This window comes from Variovorax sp. GW823-FHT04B03 (genome assembly GCF_058796495.1).
The window spans coordinates 401,321-419,404 of the sequence record NZ_JBXAIT010000007.1; the positions used below are offsets into that span (position 1 = coordinate 401,321).

General features: G+C 66.6%; 17 protein-coding genes and 1 pseudogene. 12 read left to right on the forward strand and 6 right to left on the reverse strand.

Annotated elements, in window-relative coordinates; genetic code table 11:
* Positions 1-12 precede the first annotated feature (12 nt).
* Positions 13-939 (reverse strand): LysR family transcriptional regulator, encoded by a 927-nt coding sequence (locus AC1RAD_RS28665; RefSeq protein ID WP_492738489.1) that lies wholly within the window; start codon positions 937-939, stop codon positions 13-15.
* Positions 940-1,021: 82 nt separating this feature from the next.
* On the opposite strand from AC1RAD_RS28665, the gene AC1RAD_RS28670 reads away from it, so the two are divergent.
* The 3 genes and pseudogenes from AC1RAD_RS28670 to AC1RAD_RS28680 all read left to right on the forward strand — a co-directional run.
* Positions 1,022-2,341 (forward strand): arylsulfatase, encoded by a 1,320-nt coding sequence (locus AC1RAD_RS28670; protein ID WP_492738491.1) that lies wholly within the window; start codon positions 1,022-1,024, stop codon positions 2,339-2,341.
* 58 nt (positions 2,342-2,399) lie between these two features.
* Positions 2,400-3,374 (forward strand): Bug family tripartite tricarboxylate transporter substrate binding protein, encoded by a 975-nt coding sequence (locus AC1RAD_RS28675; protein ID WP_492738493.1) that lies wholly within the window; start codon positions 2,400-2,402, stop codon positions 3,372-3,374.
* Between the two features lie 345 nt (positions 3,375-3,719).
* Positions 3,720-4,157, forward strand: a pseudogene (locus tag AC1RAD_RS28680) (restriction endonuclease); the annotation flags it as partial.
* Positions 4,158-4,533: 376 nt separating this feature from the next.
* Here the strand turns inward: AC1RAD_RS28680 and AC1RAD_RS28685 are convergent.
* Together AC1RAD_RS28685 and AC1RAD_RS28690 are read right to left on the reverse strand one after the other, a co-directional pair.
* A complete protein-coding gene (locus AC1RAD_RS28685) occupies positions 4,534-4,827 on the reverse strand; it encodes a hypothetical protein (protein WP_492738495.1) in 294 nt (97 codons plus the stop codon).
* Between the two features lie 202 nt (positions 4,828-5,029).
* Positions 5,030-6,298, reverse strand: coding sequence for a porin (locus AC1RAD_RS28690; protein ID WP_492738497.1), 1,269 nt, complete (start codon positions 6,296-6,298; stop codon positions 5,030-5,032).
* A gap of 17 nt (positions 6,299-6,315) precedes the next feature.
* On the opposite strand from AC1RAD_RS28690, the gene AC1RAD_RS28695 reads away from it, so the two are divergent.
* The 5 genes from AC1RAD_RS28695 (at position 6,316) to AC1RAD_RS28715 (ending at position 10,468) form a co-directional block, all read left to right on the forward strand.
* Entirely contained in the window at positions 6,316-6,999 is a 684-nt protein-coding gene (locus AC1RAD_RS28695) for a TetR/AcrR family transcriptional regulator (RefSeq protein ID WP_492738498.1), read from the forward strand.
* A 583-nt stretch (positions 7,000-7,582) separates the two neighbouring features.
* Positions 7,583-8,632, forward strand: coding sequence for an SAM-dependent methyltransferase (locus AC1RAD_RS28700; protein WP_492738500.1), 1,050 nt, complete (start codon positions 7,583-7,585; stop codon positions 8,630-8,632).
* Positions 8,632-9,423: a DUF1295 domain-containing protein gene (locus AC1RAD_RS28705; protein ID WP_492738502.1), complete on the forward strand. Its 792-nt coding sequence runs from the start codon at positions 8,632-8,634 to the stop codon at positions 9,421-9,423. Before AC1RAD_RS28700 ends, AC1RAD_RS28705 begins: the two co-directional genes overlap by 1 nt.
* A complete protein-coding gene (locus AC1RAD_RS28710) occupies positions 9,420-10,040 on the forward strand; it encodes a DUF6134 family protein (protein WP_492738503.1) in 621 nt (206 codons plus the stop codon). Before AC1RAD_RS28705 ends, AC1RAD_RS28710 begins: the two co-directional genes overlap by 4 nt.
* Positions 10,037-10,468, forward strand: coding sequence for a DUF2177 family protein (locus AC1RAD_RS28715; RefSeq protein WP_492738505.1), 432 nt, complete (start codon positions 10,037-10,039; stop codon positions 10,466-10,468). The genes AC1RAD_RS28710 and AC1RAD_RS28715 overlap by 4 nt, the downstream gene beginning before the upstream one ends.
* Here the strand turns inward: AC1RAD_RS28715 and AC1RAD_RS28720 are convergent.
* Complete coding sequence (locus AC1RAD_RS28720) at positions 10,431-11,087, reverse strand: ChrR family anti-sigma-E factor (RefSeq protein WP_492738507.1); 657 nt, start codon at positions 11,085-11,087, stop codon at positions 10,431-10,433. The two genes, AC1RAD_RS28715 and AC1RAD_RS28720, sit on opposite strands and share 38 nt — an antisense overlap.
* A gap of 2 nt (positions 11,088-11,089) precedes the next feature.
* On the reverse strand, positions 11,090-11,638 hold the full coding sequence (locus AC1RAD_RS28725) for a sigma-70 family RNA polymerase sigma factor (protein WP_492738509.1): 549 nt from the start codon (positions 11,636-11,638) through the stop codon (positions 11,090-11,092).
* Positions 11,639-11,853: 215 nt separating this feature from the next.
* Between AC1RAD_RS28725 and AC1RAD_RS28730 the strand changes: the two genes are divergently transcribed.
* From AC1RAD_RS28730 to AC1RAD_RS28740, 3 genes are read left to right on the forward strand one after another with little or no spacing between them, the layout of a single operon-like run.
* Complete coding sequence (locus AC1RAD_RS28730) at positions 11,854-13,239, forward strand: NAD(P)/FAD-dependent oxidoreductase (RefSeq protein ID WP_492738510.1); 1,386 nt, start codon at positions 11,854-11,856, stop codon at positions 13,237-13,239.
* On the forward strand, positions 13,236-14,024 hold the full coding sequence (locus tag AC1RAD_RS28735) for a DUF1365 domain-containing protein (RefSeq protein ID WP_492738512.1): 789 nt from the start codon (positions 13,236-13,238) through the stop codon (positions 14,022-14,024). The genes AC1RAD_RS28730 and AC1RAD_RS28735 overlap by 4 nt, the downstream gene beginning before the upstream one ends.
* Entirely contained in the window at positions 14,021-15,247 is a 1,227-nt protein-coding gene (locus tag AC1RAD_RS28740) for a class I SAM-dependent methyltransferase (RefSeq protein WP_492738514.1), read from the forward strand. The genes AC1RAD_RS28735 and AC1RAD_RS28740 overlap by 4 nt, the downstream gene beginning before the upstream one ends.
* 277 nt (positions 15,248-15,524) lie before the next feature.
* On the opposite strand, the gene AC1RAD_RS28745 is transcribed toward AC1RAD_RS28740, so the two are convergent.
* Positions 15,525-16,466, reverse strand: coding sequence for a LysR family transcriptional regulator (locus tag AC1RAD_RS28745; protein WP_492738516.1), 942 nt, complete (start codon positions 16,464-16,466; stop codon positions 15,525-15,527).
* Positions 16,467-16,602: 136 nt separating this feature from the next.
* Here AC1RAD_RS28745 and AC1RAD_RS28750 point away from each other — a divergent pair, with 136 nt between their 5' ends.
* Positions 16,603-18,081 carry a short-chain fatty acid transporter gene (locus tag AC1RAD_RS28750; RefSeq protein WP_492738518.1) on the forward strand — a complete coding sequence of 493 codons (1,479 nt, stop codon included), beginning with the start codon at positions 16,603-16,605 and terminating at the stop codon, positions 18,079-18,081.
* Positions 18,082-18,084 lie beyond the last annotated feature (3 nt).

Genomic DNA, 18,084 nt, shown 5'->3' on the forward strand with positions numbered 1-18,084 from the left:
AGCGAGCGTCCGTCAGCCCTTGCGCGCCGCGCTGCTTCGCTGTGCCGGCGCCAGTGCCTTGAGCGCCTGCACGAACTCCTCGAGGAGTGGGGAGCGGTAGGTATTCGGACGTGAAAAAAGCGAGATGCGCCTCGGAATCGACAGCGCGTCAACGGGAATCACCTTGACGCCACGCGCCTGGGGCAGTGCGAGCACGGAGACCGGGACGATGCCCATCAGATCGGTCGCTGCAAGCACCGGCAGCGACCATGACGCATTGAAGTGCACCTCGATCGCGCCTTGCGGCGGCGTCGCGCCCGCAGAGCGAAACACCTCGTCCAGCTTCGCGCGCGCAGCCGAATGAACGGACGGCAACACCCAGGAAAACTTCGACAGATCGCCCATCGCGAGACGGCGACGCGCGAAGACCGGATGCCCCACGCGCGCCACGGCGACGAGCGCATCGGTCAGGAGGTCCTCATGCACCAGGCCGTGCGGCATGGATTCATAGGTCGGAATCACGGCGACATCGAGCAGGCCCTGGCGCGTCCAGTCGATCAACTCGTCCGAGGACGCCACCTCCAGGCGCACATGCATGCCCGGGCGACGGGGCTGCAGCGCCGCAAGCGCCGGTGAAAGCACGGCATCCAGAACCGCCAGCGTCGCGCCCACGCGGATGAGCCCGGCGCGTCCTGCGCGGACGTCGCCCGCATGACGAAGCGCCTCGTCGTGCTCGGACTTCATGCGTTGCGCACGTTCGCGGAACGCGACGCCGAACGGCGTGAGCGTCATGCCGTGGCCCGAGCGCTCGAAGAGACCGAGCCCCATCTCGTCCTCCAGCCGACGGATCGCCTTGGAAAGCGCCGCGGCCGTCACCGTCAGGCTGGTTGCCGCACGGGCCAGCTGCCCATGGCGCGCCACTTCCAGGAAGTAGTCGAGGTCACGTGCCGAGAAGGACATGAATAAAAGTTAACGAAAACTTCCCAAATGGAAACACCCGAATCCTAGCCGTTCCTAGACTGCAGTCGCAATGAGTCCTTCCATGAACCCACCCAACATCGTTCTCATCCTTGCCGACAACCTCGGCTGGGGCGAGCTCGGCTGCTACGGCGGCGGGGCGCTGCGGGGCGCGCCAACGCCACGCATCGACGCGCTCGCCAGCCAAGGCCTTCTGCTGCAGAACTTCAATGTCGAGAGCGATTGCGTGCCGACGCGCTCCGCGCTGATGAGCGGGCGGCATCCGATCCGCACGGGCTGCCTGCAATCGGTGCCGCCCGGCCTGCCTCAGGGCCTGGCACGCCGCGAGATCACGCTGGCGCAGTTGCTCTCGGCACAGGGTTATGCGACTGCGCACTACGGCAAATGGCACCTGGGCGATGTTCAAGGCCGCTTCCCGAGCGACCGGGGATTCGACGAGTGGTACGGCATTCCGCGCACCACGGACGAGAGCCAGTTCACGGCCAGTGTCGGCTACGACCCGAGCGTGGCGGACATCCCGTACATCATGCAGGGCCGTGCCGGTGCGCCTTCGGAGAACGTGGAGGAATACAACCTGGATTCGCGCCGACGCATCGATGAGACGCTGACGAACCGGGCCCTGGCATTCATCCAGCGCAACCACGCGGCACAGAAGCCGTTCTTCCTTTATCTGCCGCTCACGCACCTGCATTTCCCCACCCTGCCTCACCGCGATTTCGCGGGTCGCACCGGCCATGGCGATTTCGCCGATTCCATGGTCGAGATGGACCACCGCGTGGGCCAGGTCATCGACGAGATCGAGCGCCTCGGCATTTCAGAAAACACCCTCTTCATCTTCGCGAGCGACAACGGCCCCGAGTTCCGCGCCCCTTACCGCGGCACGGCCGGCCCCTGGCGCGGCACCTATCACACGGCCATGGAAGGCAGCCTGCGCGTCCCGTGCATCGTGCGCTGGCCAGGCAAGATCGCCGCGGGCCGGGTGAGCAACGAGATCGTGCACGTCACCGACCTCTTCTCCACGCTGGCACGCGCGGGCGGCGCCCGCATTCCCGAGGACAGGCCGATCGATGGCATCGATCAGATGCCTTTTTTCCTCGGCGAACAGAAGTCCTTGCGCGAGGGCTTTCTCTTCCATATCAAGAACGAACTGCGCGCAGTGAAGTGGCGCGACTGGAAGCTGCATCTCTACTGGGAGCCCGAGGTGAACGAAGGCAAGGGCAAGCTCGAGTCGCCCTATCTCTTCAACATCACGCGCGACCCCAAGGAGGAGTCGGACGTGCTTGTCTACAACACGTGGGTCCTGGGGCCGATCCAGCGGATGGTCCGCGCCTTCCATCAGAGTGCGACAGCACATCCTCACACGGCGCCGGGCGCGCCGGACTGAGGCCGCGGAATCCCTGACGCGCTCGCGCATCTCCCCACCGTCCCAGAAGGCTCACCCCATGTCCAAGCATCCAGGCGGCCGCCGAGGCCTCTTTCTGATCTTCTGCGCATTCACGGCGCTGGCGTCTTCTGCGGCGCTCGCGCAAGAGAAGTACCCCTCTCGAGCGATCACCTGGGTCGTCGGCTACCCACCCGGGGGAAGCGTCGATGTCGTCACGCGCCTTGTCGCCCGCAAGCTGGAAGCGACGCTCGGCCAGCCCATCGTGGTCGACAACAAGCCCGGTGCCACGGGCTCGCTCGCGCTGCGGTATGTGGCAACCCAGCCGGCCGACGGCTACACCCTGGTGACGGTTCCCGGCCCGGTGCTCACGAGCATCCCGATGCCGCAGATCGGCAAGGAGATGAGCGCCATCGCCATGCTCGCCAAAGGCTCCACGGTCCTCGTGGGACCGGCACGGCCCGATGCACCCAAGGACCTCAAGGCCTTGCTCGCGGACGCCTCCGCCCACCCGGACAAGTACAGCTACGGCTCCTCCGGCAACGGCACCGGCCAGCACCTGACCGGAGAACTCATCCAGGCACTGACGGGCGTGACGATGACACATGTGCCCTACAAGGGCGGCAACCAGGCGGTGACCGACGTGATCGGTGGACAGATCCCGCTGGCCGTCCTGGGCATCACGCCCGTGCTGCCGCACATCAGGTCCGGCAAGCTCAAGGCGTATGGGGTCTCCACGGCCGCGCGCTCCGCCTCCTTGCCCGAGGTGCCGACACTCAGGGAAGCCGGCATTGCCAACTTCGAAGCCAGTCAGTGGTTCGTCCTCGCTGCGCGCACGGGCCTCCCGGCAGACCGAAGCGATCGCCTCAACGAAGCAGTGGCACAAGCCCTGAAGGACCCGGAGGTCATGAAAGGCTTCGAGAACGTCGGCATGTTTCCTGAAGTCCACAGCGCGAAGCAGATCGCCGACTACATCCACACCGACATGCGGCGCTGGGCAGACCTCGTGAAGAAGAACAAGATCGCGATCGACTAGGGATGTGGGGCGCACCCCATCGATGAGACCGCGGGGTCGTCCGAACGAAGCCGCCTGCTGAGTGAGGCGGCGAAGCACAACCGACAGCCGCCTCGCCAATGAAAAGGGCGTTCACTGAATTTCAGTGAACGCCCTGGGTCGTTGTGTGGTGGGCTGGGGTCTACCGAATGATGCCCTAGAACGATTGCGTTTATTGGAAATCTGGATTTCTCTCGTTGGTTTGTTCCCCGCCTTGTTCCCCGGTCTTCGTCCAGCAATAGGCCACGACCCACGTCAGGGGACTTGCCCGTCCTGGGACCCCAAGCGCTCCGCGATGGCATCAGCGAGATGCCTTGCTCGGCTAACGCCGTCATGTCGGCGGTACGCCGGCAGCGGCGGCGCGCCTTGTTCGACACGACCTCCGCAAGCAGCAGTGCCAACGCGCTGCAGGACATGTCCTGGCAGCAGTTCGAACTGCTGGTCGGTGAAGGATTCCGGCGACGCGGGTATGCGGTCAAGGAGGTCGGTGGTGGCGGAGCCGATGGTGGCGTGGATCTGGTTCTCACCAAGGCCGGAGAGAAGTCCTTCGTTCAATGCAAGCGATGGAAAGCCTTCAAGGTCAGCGTCTCCACGGTACGGGAGCTCTATGGCGTGATGGCCGCACACGGCGCAGCGGGCGGCTTCGTCGTGACCTCCGGGCGCTTCACGCAGGAGGCCACCGCCTTCGCCAAAGGCCGCAATATCCGGCCCATCGATGGGCCGGCACTCATGCGGCTCCTGCACGAAGCGCGCGGCAACCCTCAAGAGCTTCGCTCAAGTCTATGAGCATGAACTCGTCGGCGTGCTGGACCTTTACGCAGGTCGTGCCGCTGAGATACTGTGCGACATGGTCCCGCCGTCTATGAGACAAAGACCGGTAAGAGACACCGCCGAATACGAGACTATCGAACGGCACTGTCTCGGATTGCTAGTCGCCGCCGTGAAAACAGAGCGCGGCAAGGCGACTCTGCGCACACTCCATATCGAGACAAGCATGCATGCATGCCTTACGCTGGAACAAAGGTCAGAGGCTCAAGGCAAACGACTTCTTCGACTACCAGCACGCAGCCGCAGCTGTCGGTTGCCGAACGAAACGGAGTAGCGCGTCCGGCTCACTCCTTCCGCGAATTCCGATTCACCCTCACCTCTCAGCCAGCCAGGTCTTCCGAGTCCTCCACCGAAATTCACGCGACGCTTGAGTAGCCAGACACAGAGACCATGATCCCATCGGGTTGTCGGCCTTGTCGTCGACCTTGGCCCGAAGCGAATCGATGTCCGTTGAGCCCGCTGGGCTCGCGGTGAATTTCAGTTCCGCGAGATAGGTGACCGAGCCGTCGATCTGTCGACCTGCGGCGATGTCGGTTTTGAACTGGTGCGCCAGCGCGGCCAGCGAATCTGCTGCGCTCACACCGCGGAGCGCGTTGGCCGGAGTCACGCGAGTCGATGGGGTGGTCCAGTGCTGCCAACGTTGGAGCAACGAAGAACGCAAGACTCATCCAGAATGTCCTTGGCCAAGCGGGTGCGGCGCGGCCCACGATGACTCAGGCGGGTTCCATGGCGATAGGCGAAAGCCGTGAACAAACCACGCCCTTTGCCTTGGAGACTTCCGCTTGAGGCTGGCGTGCGCCAGCGTCAAATCAGAAAGCGTGACGAATACCGAGGTCGTAGCCGACCGAGGTCTTCGGCGTGTAGCCAGCGATGCCAGCGAAGGCACCGCTTGTCGTCAGGCCATTCCCGATCCGCGTGTTGTCGCTGTTGCTCACGCGAGCCACCGTGGCGTACAGGGAGGTGCGCTTCGACAAGTAATGCACGTAGCCTAGAGCCCACTTGCTGGCCTTAGGATTCTGTAGACCGAAGACCTGGGTCGCGTTTGCGCCGAGACCCGAGGTGCCAGGGATACGGATGTCGCTGTAATTGAGGGCCGAGTACGACGCGCGGATCAGGCCAGAGCCAACCGGCACGGTAGCGCCGATGAGCCAGCCCTTGGCACCCGGCTCGGTGAAGGCGAAGATGTCGGTGACCGTCGGAGTGGCACGGTCGGTCTCGTTCTTGGCAGAGGCGTACTCACCGAAGAGCTTGACGGCGCCGAAGTCATACGAAGCGCCGAGGTTCCAGCTCTTCAGGGTATTCGTCGTGCCGGCGAAGAAGTTGTCGCCAATCGTGGCCTCACCGTAGGCGGCGGCAACGTCCAGCGGGCCATTGGCGTAGCCGAAGCGGCCACCGACGTATCGACCAGCGCGCTGCGTGCTCGGCATGTTCGGGGTCAGGGTGCCCGGGTCATACTTCGTCGCTTCGTTGAAAGCGTACATGACCTGGCCGTAGAAACCGCCCAGGTTCGGGGGCAGAAAGTAGCTGACCGAATTGCTGGCGCGAATGTACATGCTGTTCGCGGTGAAGCCCGAGGGAGCACCAGGGCCGAAACCATTCGCGGTCGCGATCAGGTTGGTACCAACGCCGCTGGTGCCGAACGGATCGAACACGAGGTCGTTCCAGGAGGTCGGGACAAAGTCACGGCCCAGACGGACTTCACCGAAAGCGCCCGAAAGGCTCACGGTCGAACGACGGTTGAAGAAGCCAGTCACCGGGCTGCTGGCAATGTTGCTGACGTCGCCACCGATAGCGCCGGTGTCATTGGCCAGGCCGGCTTCGAGCCAGAAGCTGGCAGCCAGGCCACCACCGAGGTCTTCCGTGCCGCGGAAGCCCAGACGGCTCGCGTTAGAGCCGCCGGGTGCCAATTTGATCGCGCTCGTTTTGACGCTGGTACCGAGCGGGGAATCCGCCTTGTTTGAATAGCCGCTGATGGCAGCGTCAATCACGCCGAATAGCGTAACCGACGACTGAGCTGAGGCGGCGCCGGTGAGGGTCAACGCCGTCAAGGAAGTCAGGGCAGACAGGGATATCTTCATACAGGTCTCCACCCCGCATGTCCACTGAAAACGCCCCGTCAAAGAAGGTCACACCCAAACGTAAAGCTCCCCGCGCAAGCGGCCGCCCTGCTGCCGATGCAGCGGTGGGGCAACAGCGCATCCTCGACGCCACGATCTTGCTGTTGAAGACGCGAGCGCCGGAGCACCTGAGCATCCTGGAGATCGCAGGCATCGCCGGCGTAACTCGCACCTTGGTGCGCTACTACTTTGGTGACCTGAGGGGGGTTCTCAGGGAAGCGACCGAGCAACTGATGGGGCAGTTGCAGGACCGGATGGAAGCAGCGTTGGTTTCACGCGGGCCGCTACCCGAGCGCGTGTATCAGCGGCTCTTGCTTCGGTTGGAATTCATGCGTGAACATCCCCACTTCGAGCGGCTGGCGCTGTCGGAGATCTATCACGGAGAGGATGCCAACGGGTCGCAGGGTAAGACAGGAAATTCGCTGCAGCGAATCAGCCGACGTGCCATGGAGCTGACAGCAATGCTCTTGGACGACTCTCCAGCCGACGTGGATCCGCGACATATCCACCTGACGATACTTAGCGTTTCGGCGTTCATCCCAACAGCTCAGCCCCTTTTGGATCACCTGTTTGGCAAGGGTCCGAAGGGCGACCGCGAAATAGAGAAATACTTGCGATTCGTCTCACAGATGCTCGCGGATAGGATTCAGCAGCGCCCCTGACCGCTCACGGCGAAAGCTAGCGCCAGATGGGCCCCATCCGGAGGGCCATTTTCTGAGGTCCGCAACGAATGCAGCACATTTCCGCAGAGCAGCGAGCGGGTAACTCGGCCTCTGGACTGACCTCGGCGGCCCATGCTTTCTCCCTCCTCCCTCCCGGGCCGTCCTTGCCCGCCTTTGTGCAGGATTTTTCTTGGACGCTATTGCTCCAAAGATCGCCATCACGTCGTCGAACCAACGGGGCCCGGCTTGCTTCCAACGCGTCGTCTGAAAACTAAAGTCGAACTATTTCATTGGTGCAAGAACGGCGGCCCCCAACTGGGGGCATGTGCCCCGTCCGGCCCGCAGGAGAGCTCCCAGATGGTTGCACCGGCCTCGACCAGCGCAGCTACGTCCGCTTCGCAGCTCTCGCGGTGCATGTCCAGTTTGTCCAGAGATAGTGGGCCTGGCCCGTGACGCCGCCAAGTGTCCGACCGCCGTACTTCGCACCGTCGCCTCAGTCCCCATGCGCTGAAGCCGACGCACAGTGATCCATTACGGCCGGCCTGGCGTAGGAAGAAGAGACTCTCCTCCTGCCCCCACCGCCATGTCCCAAGCCTCGAGCACCTCCACTGCCATCCATTGGGTTGAACAAGGCCTGGTGCCCGACGGCGCCGTTCGGGTGGGGGTGCGGCGGCTGCTGCGCCAGCGCTTGGTCGAGCTGGACAGCGGCGACCCGGAAGCCGTCGCCCTGCGTTCGGAGGCATTTTTCGATGAACTGCGCGAGGCACCGCTGGCCCTGCTGCCCGAGAAAGCCAACGAGCAACACTACGAGCTGCCCGCCGAGTTCTTCACAGGCGTGCTGGGGCCCCACCGGAAGTACAGCTGCTGCTGGTGGCCTGAGGGGGTGCAGACGCTTGAGCAGGCGGAGGCGGCAGCCTTGGCCGAGACCTGCGCACGTGCCGGCCTGGCGGATGGGCTGCGCATTCTGGAGCTGGGCTGCGGCTGGGGCTCGCTGAGTCTGTGGATGGCCGAACACTTCCCACGCTCCCGCATCACGGCGGTCTCCAATTCGCACTCGCAGCGGCTATTCATTACGGCCGAGGCCGCCACACGCGGCCTGGACAACCTCGAGGTGATCACCTGCGACTTCAATGATTTCGAGACCGGCGATCGCTTCGACCGGGTGGTGTCGGTGGAGATGTTCGAGCACCTGCGCAACTGGCCGCGCGCCTTTTCGCATGTGGCCCGCTGGTTGAAACCGCAGGGACGGTTCTTCATGCACGTCTTCGTTCACCGCGAAGCGCCCTACCCGTTCGAGGAGCGCGATGCCAGCGACTGGATGAGCCGCCACTTTTTCTCCGGCGGCATGATGCCGAGCGACGATCTCGCCCTGCGCTGCCAGGACGACTTGCGCCTGCTGCACCGCTGGCGCTGGGATGGCCGCCACTACGCGCGGACCTCGGCCGCCTGGCTGGCGCGCATGGACGCCCGGCGGGTCACCCTCATGCCCCTGCTGGCCGCCGTCTACGGAGAGCGCGACGCGCCGGTGTGGTGGACCCGCTGGCGGCTTTTCTTCATTTCGGTGGAAGAGCTATTCGGCTACGCCGAGGGTGGCCAGTGGTGGGTCGGCCACTACCTGTTCGAGAAACGGTGATGCTGTCGCTCGCATGCCTGGGTCTGGCGATCGCCCTCGGCCTGGCGTTGCCCGTCTGGGTGTTCAGCGTCGTGGTGCGTGACGCCAGCCTGGCGGACCGGATCTGGCCCCTGATGATCGCGGCGCCGGCCCTGGCCTACGCCGGCGCCGATGCCCGCGCGCTCGACGCCCGCAGCATCTGGATGCTCGGGCTGCTGCTGGTATGGGCTTGCCGGCTGGCGCTGCACATCGGGCGTCGCAACTGGGGCCACGGCGAAGACCGCCGCTACCAGGCCATGCGTGCGCGCAACGAACCGCACTTCGGACTGAAAAGCCTTTACCTCGTGTTCGGGCTCCAGGCGGTGCTGGCATGGATCGTCGGCTGGCCGCTGCTGGCCGCGTTCGCGCACCCGTCGCCCCTCTCCTGGCTGGACGTGCTGGCCCTGCTGCTGGCCGGCGGCGGTGTGGTCTTCGAGGCCGTGGCCGACGCCCAGCTCGCCCGCTTCCTGCGCAACCCGCGCCGCGAGGATGCGGTGATGGACCGCGGCCTCTGGGCCTGGTCGCGCCACCCCAACTACTTCGGCGAGGCCTGCGTTTGGTGGGGCCTTGGGTTGGCAGCGCTGTCGGCGGGCGGATGGGCGGTGGCGTGGTGCCTGGTGTCTCCGCTGCTGATGACCGTCCTGCTGCTCAAGGTGTCGGGCGTGTCGCTTCTGGAGCACGACATCGCCGAGCGCCGGCCCGCCTACCGCAGCTACGCGGCACGCACCAGTGCCTTCATCCCCTGGCCGCCGCGGCGTGGCGCCCGTCCATGAAGCACCGGGCCTTGGGGCTGATGCTGGCACTGGCGACCTGCCTGGCCGTGGCACAGGAAGGTGACGAGGAAGCGGGCGAATGGCACTTCACCGCCATGCTCGATGGCAAGCCGATCGGGACCCATCGCTTTGTCGTCGGCGGCACGGCGGCGAGGCGCAGCGTCGACAGTCGCGCCCTGTTCACCGTGCGCGTGCTCGGCATCCCGGTCTACCGCTACCGGCACCAGGCCGAGGAGCGCTGGGCCGGCGACTGCCTGCGTGAGCTGCGCGCCGAGACCGACGACGACGGCACCCGCCAGCAGATCGCGCAGCGCTTCGACGGCGACTGCCCGATGAGCTTTGCCTACTGGAATCCCCGGCTGGTGAAACAACAGCGCCTGATCGATCCCCAGACGGGCAAGGTCGAGCCGGTCCGCTTCGAGCCGCTGCCCGATGCGACCCTCGAGGTCCGCGGTCAGCCCGTGCGGGCGCGCGGCTGGCGACTGCAGGCGGCGCAGCAGCGCATCCGCATCTGGTATGCCGCCGACAGCGGACGCTGGATCGGGCTCGACGCCGACACCAAGGGCGATCGCCAACTGAGCTACCGACTGACCTCTCCTGCACGGAGCACCCCATGAAGCCATCCCCGCGTACCTTGCTCGCTGCCTACCTGTGGGCGCTCGTGTGTTTTCTTGTGCTGGATGCCGTCTGGCTGTCGGTCATGGGGCCGCGCCTGTACCAGCCTGCGCTCGGTCCGCTGATGGCGCCGCAGGTCGACTGGACGGCGGCGGCGCTGTTCTATGCGCTCTACCTGGTCGGCCTGGTCGTCTTGGCGATCGCGCCGGCACTGGAGGCTGGCGAGCCCGCCGTGGCGTTGCGTCGCGGCGCGCTGCTCGGGCTCGTGGCCTACGCGACCTATGACCTGACGAACCAGGCCACGCTGCGCGACTGGCCCTGGGCCGTCACGGCCGCCGACCTGGCATGGGGCACGGCCGTGAGCGGCGTGTCGGCATGGGTCGCGGCGCGCCTCACATCCCGACCAGCGCGCCGAAGAAGCGTGCAATAGCCCCGTCGAAGCGCAGCCGGCCGTCCAGCGAGGCCAGGCAGATGCACTCGCTGCCGTCCTGGACCACCGGCTGGTGGTTGATCTCGGCATCGGCCGCATCGAAATCGCCGGCGCCGAACAAGGCCCGGCCATCGTGGAAGCGGCCGTGCAGCACCTGGGTGAACTCCTGCCCCTGGTGCGTGTGCTGCGGCAGGTACTTGCCGGCCGCGATGCGCAGAAGAAAGACGTTGGCCTCCGGGGCCTCGGGCACGGTCACACGGCTCCAGCGCATGCCGGGGCCGATCCAGCGCCAGGGCGTGGCACTGCAATGAGCGAGCGCGCGCGGCCAGCGCGCACCGGGCGGCAGCGGTGGGGGCGCGCTGACCCGCACGGGGGCGGGTTCAGCGCCTTCGTGCGCATCGATCCGGGCCCAGGTGCGCGACAGCGCGTCATCGGCAAGCGGGACCGCTTCCAGGCCGTCGAGCAGGATGCCGCCCACGGCATCGAGTGCGCGCGCGCGCTCGCGGCACAGCGGGCACAGTTCCAGGTGGCTGGCCAGGACCAGTCGCATGCCAGCCGGCAAGTGGCCGGAGGACCCAGCCAGCAGCAGGTCGTCGTCGGGGTGGTGTCGGATGTCCATCGTCAATGTTCCAGCAGGCGGCGCAGTTGGGCGACCGCCAGGCGCACGCGCGACTTCACCGTGCCCAGCGGAATGCACAGCTGGGCCGCGATGCGGGCATGCGGCGCGTCTTCAAAATAGGAAAGGTGCAGCACCTGCTGCTGCTCGGGCGGAAGCTGGCGCAGCGCGCCGCGCAGCCGTTCGCTCAGGCGCGCGTCGTGCAGCTGGTCTTCGACGGCCGGGTCGTTCGACTGGAGCAGGTCGAAGTCGACTGCGTCTTCAGACGACTGCACACCCTGGCGCCGCCGCAGCGCGTCCACACGCAGGTTCCGCGCGATGGCGAAGATCCAGGTCGTGGCGGCCGCCCGGGCCGGATCGAACAGCGCGGCCTTGCGCCAGACGGTGACCAGGGCTTCCTGGGCCAGTTCCTCGGCCTGGATGGCCGGGCTGCCGCTGTGCATCAGGTAGTGCTTGATGCGCGGCGCGAAATGCGAGAACAGCTGCGCGAACGCGTCCCGGTCCTGTCGCTGCGCCACGGCGGCCATCGCCTCGGCCCAGAGGTCGTCGGGCAAGGCAGATGGCTCGGAATCGGGGGAGACAACGGTCAAGAGGGACGCTCGACGACTGCGGGGCAACGGAGTGCCCGCAGAGGGGTTGGACGGATCAGGAGCCGCGGTCATGTGCTGTCATACGCAAGGAAGCCGCGTTCGGATCATCGCAGCGGCACGCCGGCAATCCAAACGGCCATTTCCTGCGTACAGGCAGCACGACCCGACGGAGACTCTCCATGCTGCCTCTTCTTGCCCCGTCTGCCGCCTTGCCGACGCCAGCCTCCGTGCCTCCCGAGCAGCGCATCGCCGTCGTCGGCACCGGCATCTCGGGCCTGTCCTGTGCCTGGCTGCTGTCCCAGCGCCACGAGGTCACGGTGTTCGAGAGCGAGCCCCGGCTGGGCGGCCACAGCCATACCGTGGACGCCCCTGGCCGGGAAGGCCCGGTGCCGGTGGACACCGGCTTCATCGTCTACAACGAGCCCGCGTACCCGAACCTCACCGCGTTGTTCCAGCACCTGGCCGTGCCGACCGCGGCCTCGGACATGTCGTTCGCAGTGAGCCTGGACGCCGGCGGGCTCGAATACGCCGGCACCGACCTGCGCGGCTTGTTCGCGCAAAAGCGCAACCTGGCGCGCCCCCGCTTCTGGGCCATGCTGCGCGACCTGCTGCGGTTCTACCGCGAGGCTCCGCGCGATGCGCAGGTCGCAGGCGACCAGGCGCTCGACGACTACCTGGATGCCCACGGCTATGGCCGCGCGTTTCGCGACGACCACCTCTATCCCATGGCTGCGGCCATCTGGTCCACGCCAGCGGCGCAGGTGGGGCGCTATCCGGTTGCCGCCTTTGTGCGGTTCTGCGAGAACCATGGGCTTCTGCAGATCAGCGGCCGCCCCATCTGGCGCACGGTGGTGGGCGGCAGCCGCGAATACGTGCGGCGCCTCAGCCAGCCTTTCGCCGACCGCATCCAGCTGGACCGGGCCGTGCTCGAACTGCATCGCGAGCCGGCAGGTGTACGGCTTCGCACGAGCGCCGGCTGGTGGCCCGAGCGCTTCGACCAGGTGGTCTTGGCCACCCATGCGGACCGCTCGCTGGCGCTGCTTGACGCACCCACCGGTGCCGAGCGTGCCCTGCTCGGTGCCCTGCCCTACAGCCGCAACCTGGCCGTGCTGCACCGCGACCCGGCCCTGATGCCGGCGCGGCGCGCCGTGTGGTCGAGCTGGAACTACCTCGGCACGCGCGGCAGCGGCGCGGCCCCGACGGTGACCTACTGGATGAACCGCCTGCAGCCCCACCTGCCGCAGGGCGCGGCGGCCGAGCCGCTGTTCCTGACCCTGAACCCGGCGGTCGACCCACGGCCCGAGCACCTGATCCGCACCGAGGTCTACGACCACCCGCTGTTCGATGCCGCGGCCATGGCCGCGCAGCGCCAGCTGTGGCAGCTGCAGGGCCAGCGCCGCACCTGGTTCTGCGGCGCCTACTTCGGCGTCGGCTTCCATGAGGACGGATTGCAGGCCGGCCTGGCCGTCGCCGAAGCGCTCGGTGGCGTGCGCCGGCCCTGGCGCGTGGCGCAGGAGTCCGGGCGCATCCATCTGCCGCAAGGCGCGCAGACCGTCGCCTCATGAACGCGCACGAAGGCTCGGCGCTCTACATCGGGCGCGTCATGCACCAGCGGTTGCGGCCGAGGCGGCACCGGCTGAGCTACCGGGTCTACAACCTGCTGATCGATATCGACGAACTGCCGCAACTGCACGCCCGGTTGCGCTGCTTCTCGGTGGACCGGTTCAACCTGTTCAGCTTTCATGCCGCCGACCATGGCGACGGTTCGGGCCGCGACCTGCGGGCCCAGGTGGAAGCGCGGCTGCGCGAGGCCGGCCTTCCGACCGGCGGCGCGATCCGGCTGCTGGCCATGCCGCGACTGCTCGGCCATGTGTTCAACCCGCTCAGCGTCTGGTTCTGCCATGCACCCGGCGGCGCGCTGCAGGCGCTGCTGTACGAGGTCAACAACACCTTCGGGCAGCGGCACAGCTACCTGATCCCGGTCGCTGACGACGGCGCGCCCATCGTCGAGCAGCACTGCGACAAGCAGATGTACGTCTCTCCCTTCAACGGCATGGACCTGCACTACCGGTTCCGCGTCGCACCGCCGGGCGAGGCGGTCTCGGTCGGCATCAGCGTGCACGACGCGGCCGGCGCCGTGCTCAACGCGCAGCTCGACGGCCAACGCGCCCCCCTGAGCGACCTGGCGCTGCTGCGCGTGTTCATCACGCATCCGTTGCTGACCCTCAAGGTGGTGGCCGCCATCCACTGGCAGGCCCTGCGTCTGTGGATCAAGCGCGTGCCGCTGCATCCGCGACCGGCTGCCCCCGAGCGCGACCTCACCATCGTTTCTTCGAACAAGACCCCATGAGCCTGACCACACCTTCCGCACCCGCTCTCGATGCCGCTCCGGTCTTCTCCCCGCTGCGCCGGCTGCTGGCCCGCACGCGTTTCGGCCGGCTGTCCTTGAGCCTTCCGGGCGGCCGATGCATCGAGGTGGCCGGCCTCGAACCCGGGCCGCACGCGAGCCTGCGCCTGCTGAGCTGGCGCCCGCTGCTGCGCCTGGCGCTGCAAGGCGATCTGGGCCTGGCCCTGTCATTTCGCGATGGCGAGTGGGAAAGTCCGGACCTGCTGGCCTTGTTCGAATTCGGCCTGGCCAACGAATCGGCCTGGGGATCGCTGCTCAAGGGGCGCGGGCTGGCGCGCTGGGCGGCGCGGCTGCGGCACCTGACCCACAGCAACAGCCGGCGCGGAAGCCGGCACAACATCGCATTCCACTACGACCTGGGCAACGCGTTCTACCGGCACTGGCTGGACGACAGCATGTTGTATTCGAGCGCGATGTTCAGCGACGCCGGCGACGACACGCTGGAAGCCGCCCAGGCGCGTCGCCTCACTGCCATCGCCGAAATGCTCGACACCCCGCAAGGGGGCGACGTGCTCGAGATCGGCTGCGGCTGGGGAACGCTGGCCGCGAGCCTGGCCCGCCGGCACGAAGCGCGCGTCACCGGCGTCACGCTGTCGAGCGAGCAACTGGCCTTCGCCCGCGAACGCGCACAGGACTGGGGCGTGGCCGACCGGGTCGACCTGCGGCTGCAGGACTATCGCGACGTGCAGGGCCGGTTCGACCGCATCGTGTCCATCGAGATGATCGAGGCCGTCGGCGAAGCCTACTGGCCCACCTACTTCGCCACCTTGCGCGAGCGCCTCCAGCCCGGAGGCGTGGTGGTGCTGCAGGCGATCACGATCGCCGATGCGCAGTTCGACAGCTACCGTCAGGGGACCGATTTCATCCAGCACTGCATCTTTCCCGGCGGCATGCTGCCCAGCCCGCGCGTGCTGCGGGAACAGGCGCAACGCGCAGGGTTGGTGATCGAGGCTTCCCGCTGCTTCGGCAAGGACTACGCGCGAACCCTGGCAGAGTGGCGTCGCCGATTCCTCGCCGCCTGGCCGCAGATCGAGCCGCTCGGCTTCGACGCCGCGTTCAAGCGCTTGTGGACCTACTACCTCTCCTACTGCGAGGCCGGCTTCCACGCGGGGCTCGTCGACGTCGGTCTCTACCGGTTGCGCGTCGCCGACGCCGGAACTGCCTGATCGGTCGGCGCAGTGCGGCCGCCCCCTTCCTTCTTCTTAACAGGGTGACGCACCGAAATTCCGGCTGTTCTGAAATACCCTGCGCGAACGCAGCAACTGCTGCCCGTATTGCGCGGCCTGCCGGGACAATGCCGATGAGGCTGCCAGAGACGCGGTCCTGGACGCGATTCTTCTGGCTTGCGATAAGCCCGCCTTCGATGACTGGGCGACAACTGCCGGTAGCTGTCGCTCACCCCACGCCTGCCATGCGTGTCGCAGGAAGCGGCCCACTCGAAAGCTACAGCGGCTCGTCGTCCGTCCGCGGCTGCGATTCTCTCGTCAGTGTCTTGGCCAGCAACCGCAAGGTACTCGCAGAGGCTGCCGTGGCCTCGGAAAGAACGGCCCCGCGCCGGTAGGCCAGTCCCAGGTCCATCGAGGGCACTGCGCTTGATACCACCGTCCTGCGAATGCGCCCGCCATCGTGCGACCATGGGCGAAACACCAGATCCGACAGGATTGTCACACCCACGTTCTGTGCAACGAGGCTGCGCACGGCCTCGATCGATTTGGTGCGGAACACGACCTTGGGCTTGAGCTTCATCGCGCTCCAGTAGCGGCCCACGGTGTCCACGTGCTCGTCCATGTCCAGCAGCACGAAGGGCATCTGCGCGATCTCGCGCAGCGACACCGACTTCTGCGCCACCAACGGATGGTCGAACGAAGTCCACAGACGGCGCTCCGACTTCAGCAGGTTCTCGCGCCGGATATCCGGCGCGCGCGAGAGGTTCGACACCAGGACCACGGCCAGGTCGAACTCGCCGCTGCGCAGGCCGTTCTCGATCTCCTGCCGGTTGCGCTCCACGGGCTCGAACTCGACCAGCGGCAGTTGCCTGCGCATCGCGCCGATGATCTTGGGCAGCATGTATTCGGACACGGTGTCGGTGATGGCGATCTGCACCCGCCCCTCGACCGAGGACACCGAGTTGCGCGTCTCCTCTACCGCCGCATCGAGCGTATGCAGCATGTGCTCCGCATGCCGAAGGAAGCCCTCGCCCTGCACCGTGAGCCGCAGCCCGTCGGAGTGCCGCGTAAAGAGCTGCACCTTCAGCGTCGACTCCAGGTTCTTGAGCGAAGTGGTCAGCGACGGCTGACTCACATAGCAGCGCTGGGCTGCGCGGGACACCTGCCCCGTGTGCGCTGCGGCCACGAAGTGCTGCAGCTGCTTGATCGTTATCGACATAGATACATCCTATATCGCTCTATTGAAAATAGATATTATGAATTGTCGATGGCAATTCCTAACATCCGGGCAGCACGCCATGTCAGGCGTGTGACGAGGACGCCCACCGTTCCAGCAGCAGTAGCAGGAGACCCCCATGCCATCGACATCACACACTTCCGCCGGACACGGCGCCCACCCTCCTGTATCCCAAGAGGCCTCGACCGATGCCGGGCTGTTGAGCCGCCTGGGCCTGCGCTTCACTGCCTGGGCCGAGCGCTGGTTTCCCGACGCTTTCGTGTTCGCGGCCATCGCCGTGGTGGTGGTCGCAGGCGCCGCGCTGCTGAACGGATCGAGTCCGCAAGCGGTGGCCAAGTCCTTCGGCGACGGCTTCTGGAGCCTCATTGTTTTCACGATGCAGATGGCGCTGGTGGCCGTCGGCGGCTACGTGGTGGCGACCTCGCCGCCAGCTGCGCGACTCATCCGCAAGCTGGCCGCACTGCCCGTGTCGGGGCGCCAGGCCATCGCGTACGTGGCGGCGATCAGCATGATCCTGTCACTCTTCAACTGGGGCATCTCGCTGATCTTCAGCGCGCTCTATGTGCGCGCGCTGGCCGGCCGCCTCGACCTGCGCATGGACTACCGCGCGGGCGGCGCGGCGGCCTACCTCGGCATGGGCGCGACCTGGGCGTTGGGGCTCAGTTCGTCGGCGGCGCAGTTGCAGGCCAACGCCAGCAGCCTGCCCAAGAGCATTCTTGACATCACCGGCGTGATCCCGTTCAGTCAGACCATCTTCCTGTGGCAGTCGGTCGCCATGGCGCTGGTGTTGATGGTCGTGTCGGTGGCCATCGCACTGTGGTCGGCGCCCGACGCGAAGCACGCGGTCACGGCGCAGGACCTGGGCGTGGACCTCACGGAGGCCAAGCCCGCTTCCGCCGAGTCCGCCGAGCGCCGCCCCGGCGAGTGGTTCGAGCGCAGCCCGCTGCTCACGCTGCTCCTGTGCGCGCTGGGCTTCGGCTGGCTGGCGCAGGAGTTCATGGCCAAGAGCCCGCTGATCGCGATCTCGGGCCTCAACACCTACAACCTGCTGTTCCTCATGATCGGGCTGCTGCTGCACTGGCGCCCGCGCAGCTTTCTCGACGCGGTGTCGCGCGCAGTGCCGTCGACGGCGGGCGTGATCATCCAGTTCCCGCTGTACGGTGCCATCGCGGCCATGCTGACCGGCGCCAAGGGCGACGCAGGCATCACGCTGTCGGACCGCATCGCGCATCTGTTCGTGAGCATCTCCAGCGTCGACAGCTTCGCCGTGGTGATGGGCGCGTATTCCGCCGTGCTGGGCTTCTTCATTCCCTCGGGTGGCGGCAAGTGGATCATCGAGGCGCCCTACGTCATGCAAGCGGCCAACGACCTGAAGGTCCACCTGGGCTGGGCCGTGCAGGTCTACAACGCGGCCGAGGCGCTGCCCAACCTGATCAACCCGTTCTGGATGCTGCCGCTGCTGGGCGTGCTGTCGCTGAAGGCACGCGACATCGTGGGCTTTACCTTCCTGCAATTGCTGGTGCATGCGCCGCTGGTGCTCTTCATGCTCTGGGCCTTCGGGCGCACGCTGAGCTATGTCGCGCCGGTGATGCCTTGAGCC

Excerpts from the sequence above, each read along its gene's own strand:
- AC1RAD_RS28705 (WP_492738502.1), top strand. The coding sequence starts at position 8,632 with ATGCTGTCGCTCGCATGCCTGGGTCTGGCGATCGCCCTCGGCCTGGCG.
- AC1RAD_RS28720 (WP_492738507.1), bottom strand. The coding sequence starts at position 11,087 with ATGGACATCCGACACCACCCCGACGACGACCTGCTGCTGGCTGGGTCC.
- AC1RAD_RS28750 (WP_492738518.1), top strand. The coding sequence starts at position 16,603 with ATGCCATCGACATCACACACTTCCGCCGGACACGGCGCCCACCCTCCT.
- AC1RAD_RS28675 (WP_492738493.1), top strand. The coding sequence starts at position 2,400 with ATGTCCAAGCATCCAGGCGGCCGCCGAGGCCTCTTTCTGATCTTCTGC.
- AC1RAD_RS28710 (WP_492738503.1), top strand. The coding sequence starts at position 9,420 with ATGAAGCACCGGGCCTTGGGGCTGATGCTGGCACTGGCGACCTGCCTG.
- AC1RAD_RS28665 (WP_492738489.1), bottom strand. The coding sequence starts at position 939 with ATGTCCTTCTCGGCACGTGACCTCGACTACTTCCTGGAAGTGGCGCGC.
- AC1RAD_RS28690 (WP_492738497.1), bottom strand. The coding sequence starts at position 6,298 with ATGAAGATATCCCTGTCTGCCCTGACTTCCTTGACGGCGTTGACCCTC.
- AC1RAD_RS28715 (WP_492738505.1), top strand. The coding sequence starts at position 10,037 with ATGAAGCCATCCCCGCGTACCTTGCTCGCTGCCTACCTGTGGGCGCTC.
- AC1RAD_RS28695 (WP_492738498.1), top strand. The coding sequence starts at position 6,316 with ATGTCCACTGAAAACGCCCCGTCAAAGAAGGTCACACCCAAACGTAAA.
- AC1RAD_RS28735 (WP_492738512.1), top strand. The coding sequence starts at position 13,236 with ATGAACGCGCACGAAGGCTCGGCGCTCTACATCGGGCGCGTCATGCAC.
- AC1RAD_RS28745 (WP_492738516.1), bottom strand. The coding sequence starts at position 16,466 with ATGTCGATAACGATCAAGCAGCTGCAGCACTTCGTGGCCGCAGCGCAC.
- AC1RAD_RS28670 (WP_492738491.1), top strand. The coding sequence starts at position 1,022 with ATGAACCCACCCAACATCGTTCTCATCCTTGCCGACAACCTCGGCTGG.
- AC1RAD_RS28730 (WP_492738510.1), top strand. The coding sequence starts at position 11,854 with ATGCTGCCTCTTCTTGCCCCGTCTGCCGCCTTGCCGACGCCAGCCTCC.
- AC1RAD_RS28700 (WP_492738500.1), top strand. The coding sequence starts at position 7,583 with ATGTCCCAAGCCTCGAGCACCTCCACTGCCATCCATTGGGTTGAACAA.
- AC1RAD_RS28740 (WP_492738514.1), top strand. The coding sequence starts at position 14,021 with ATGAGCCTGACCACACCTTCCGCACCCGCTCTCGATGCCGCTCCGGTC.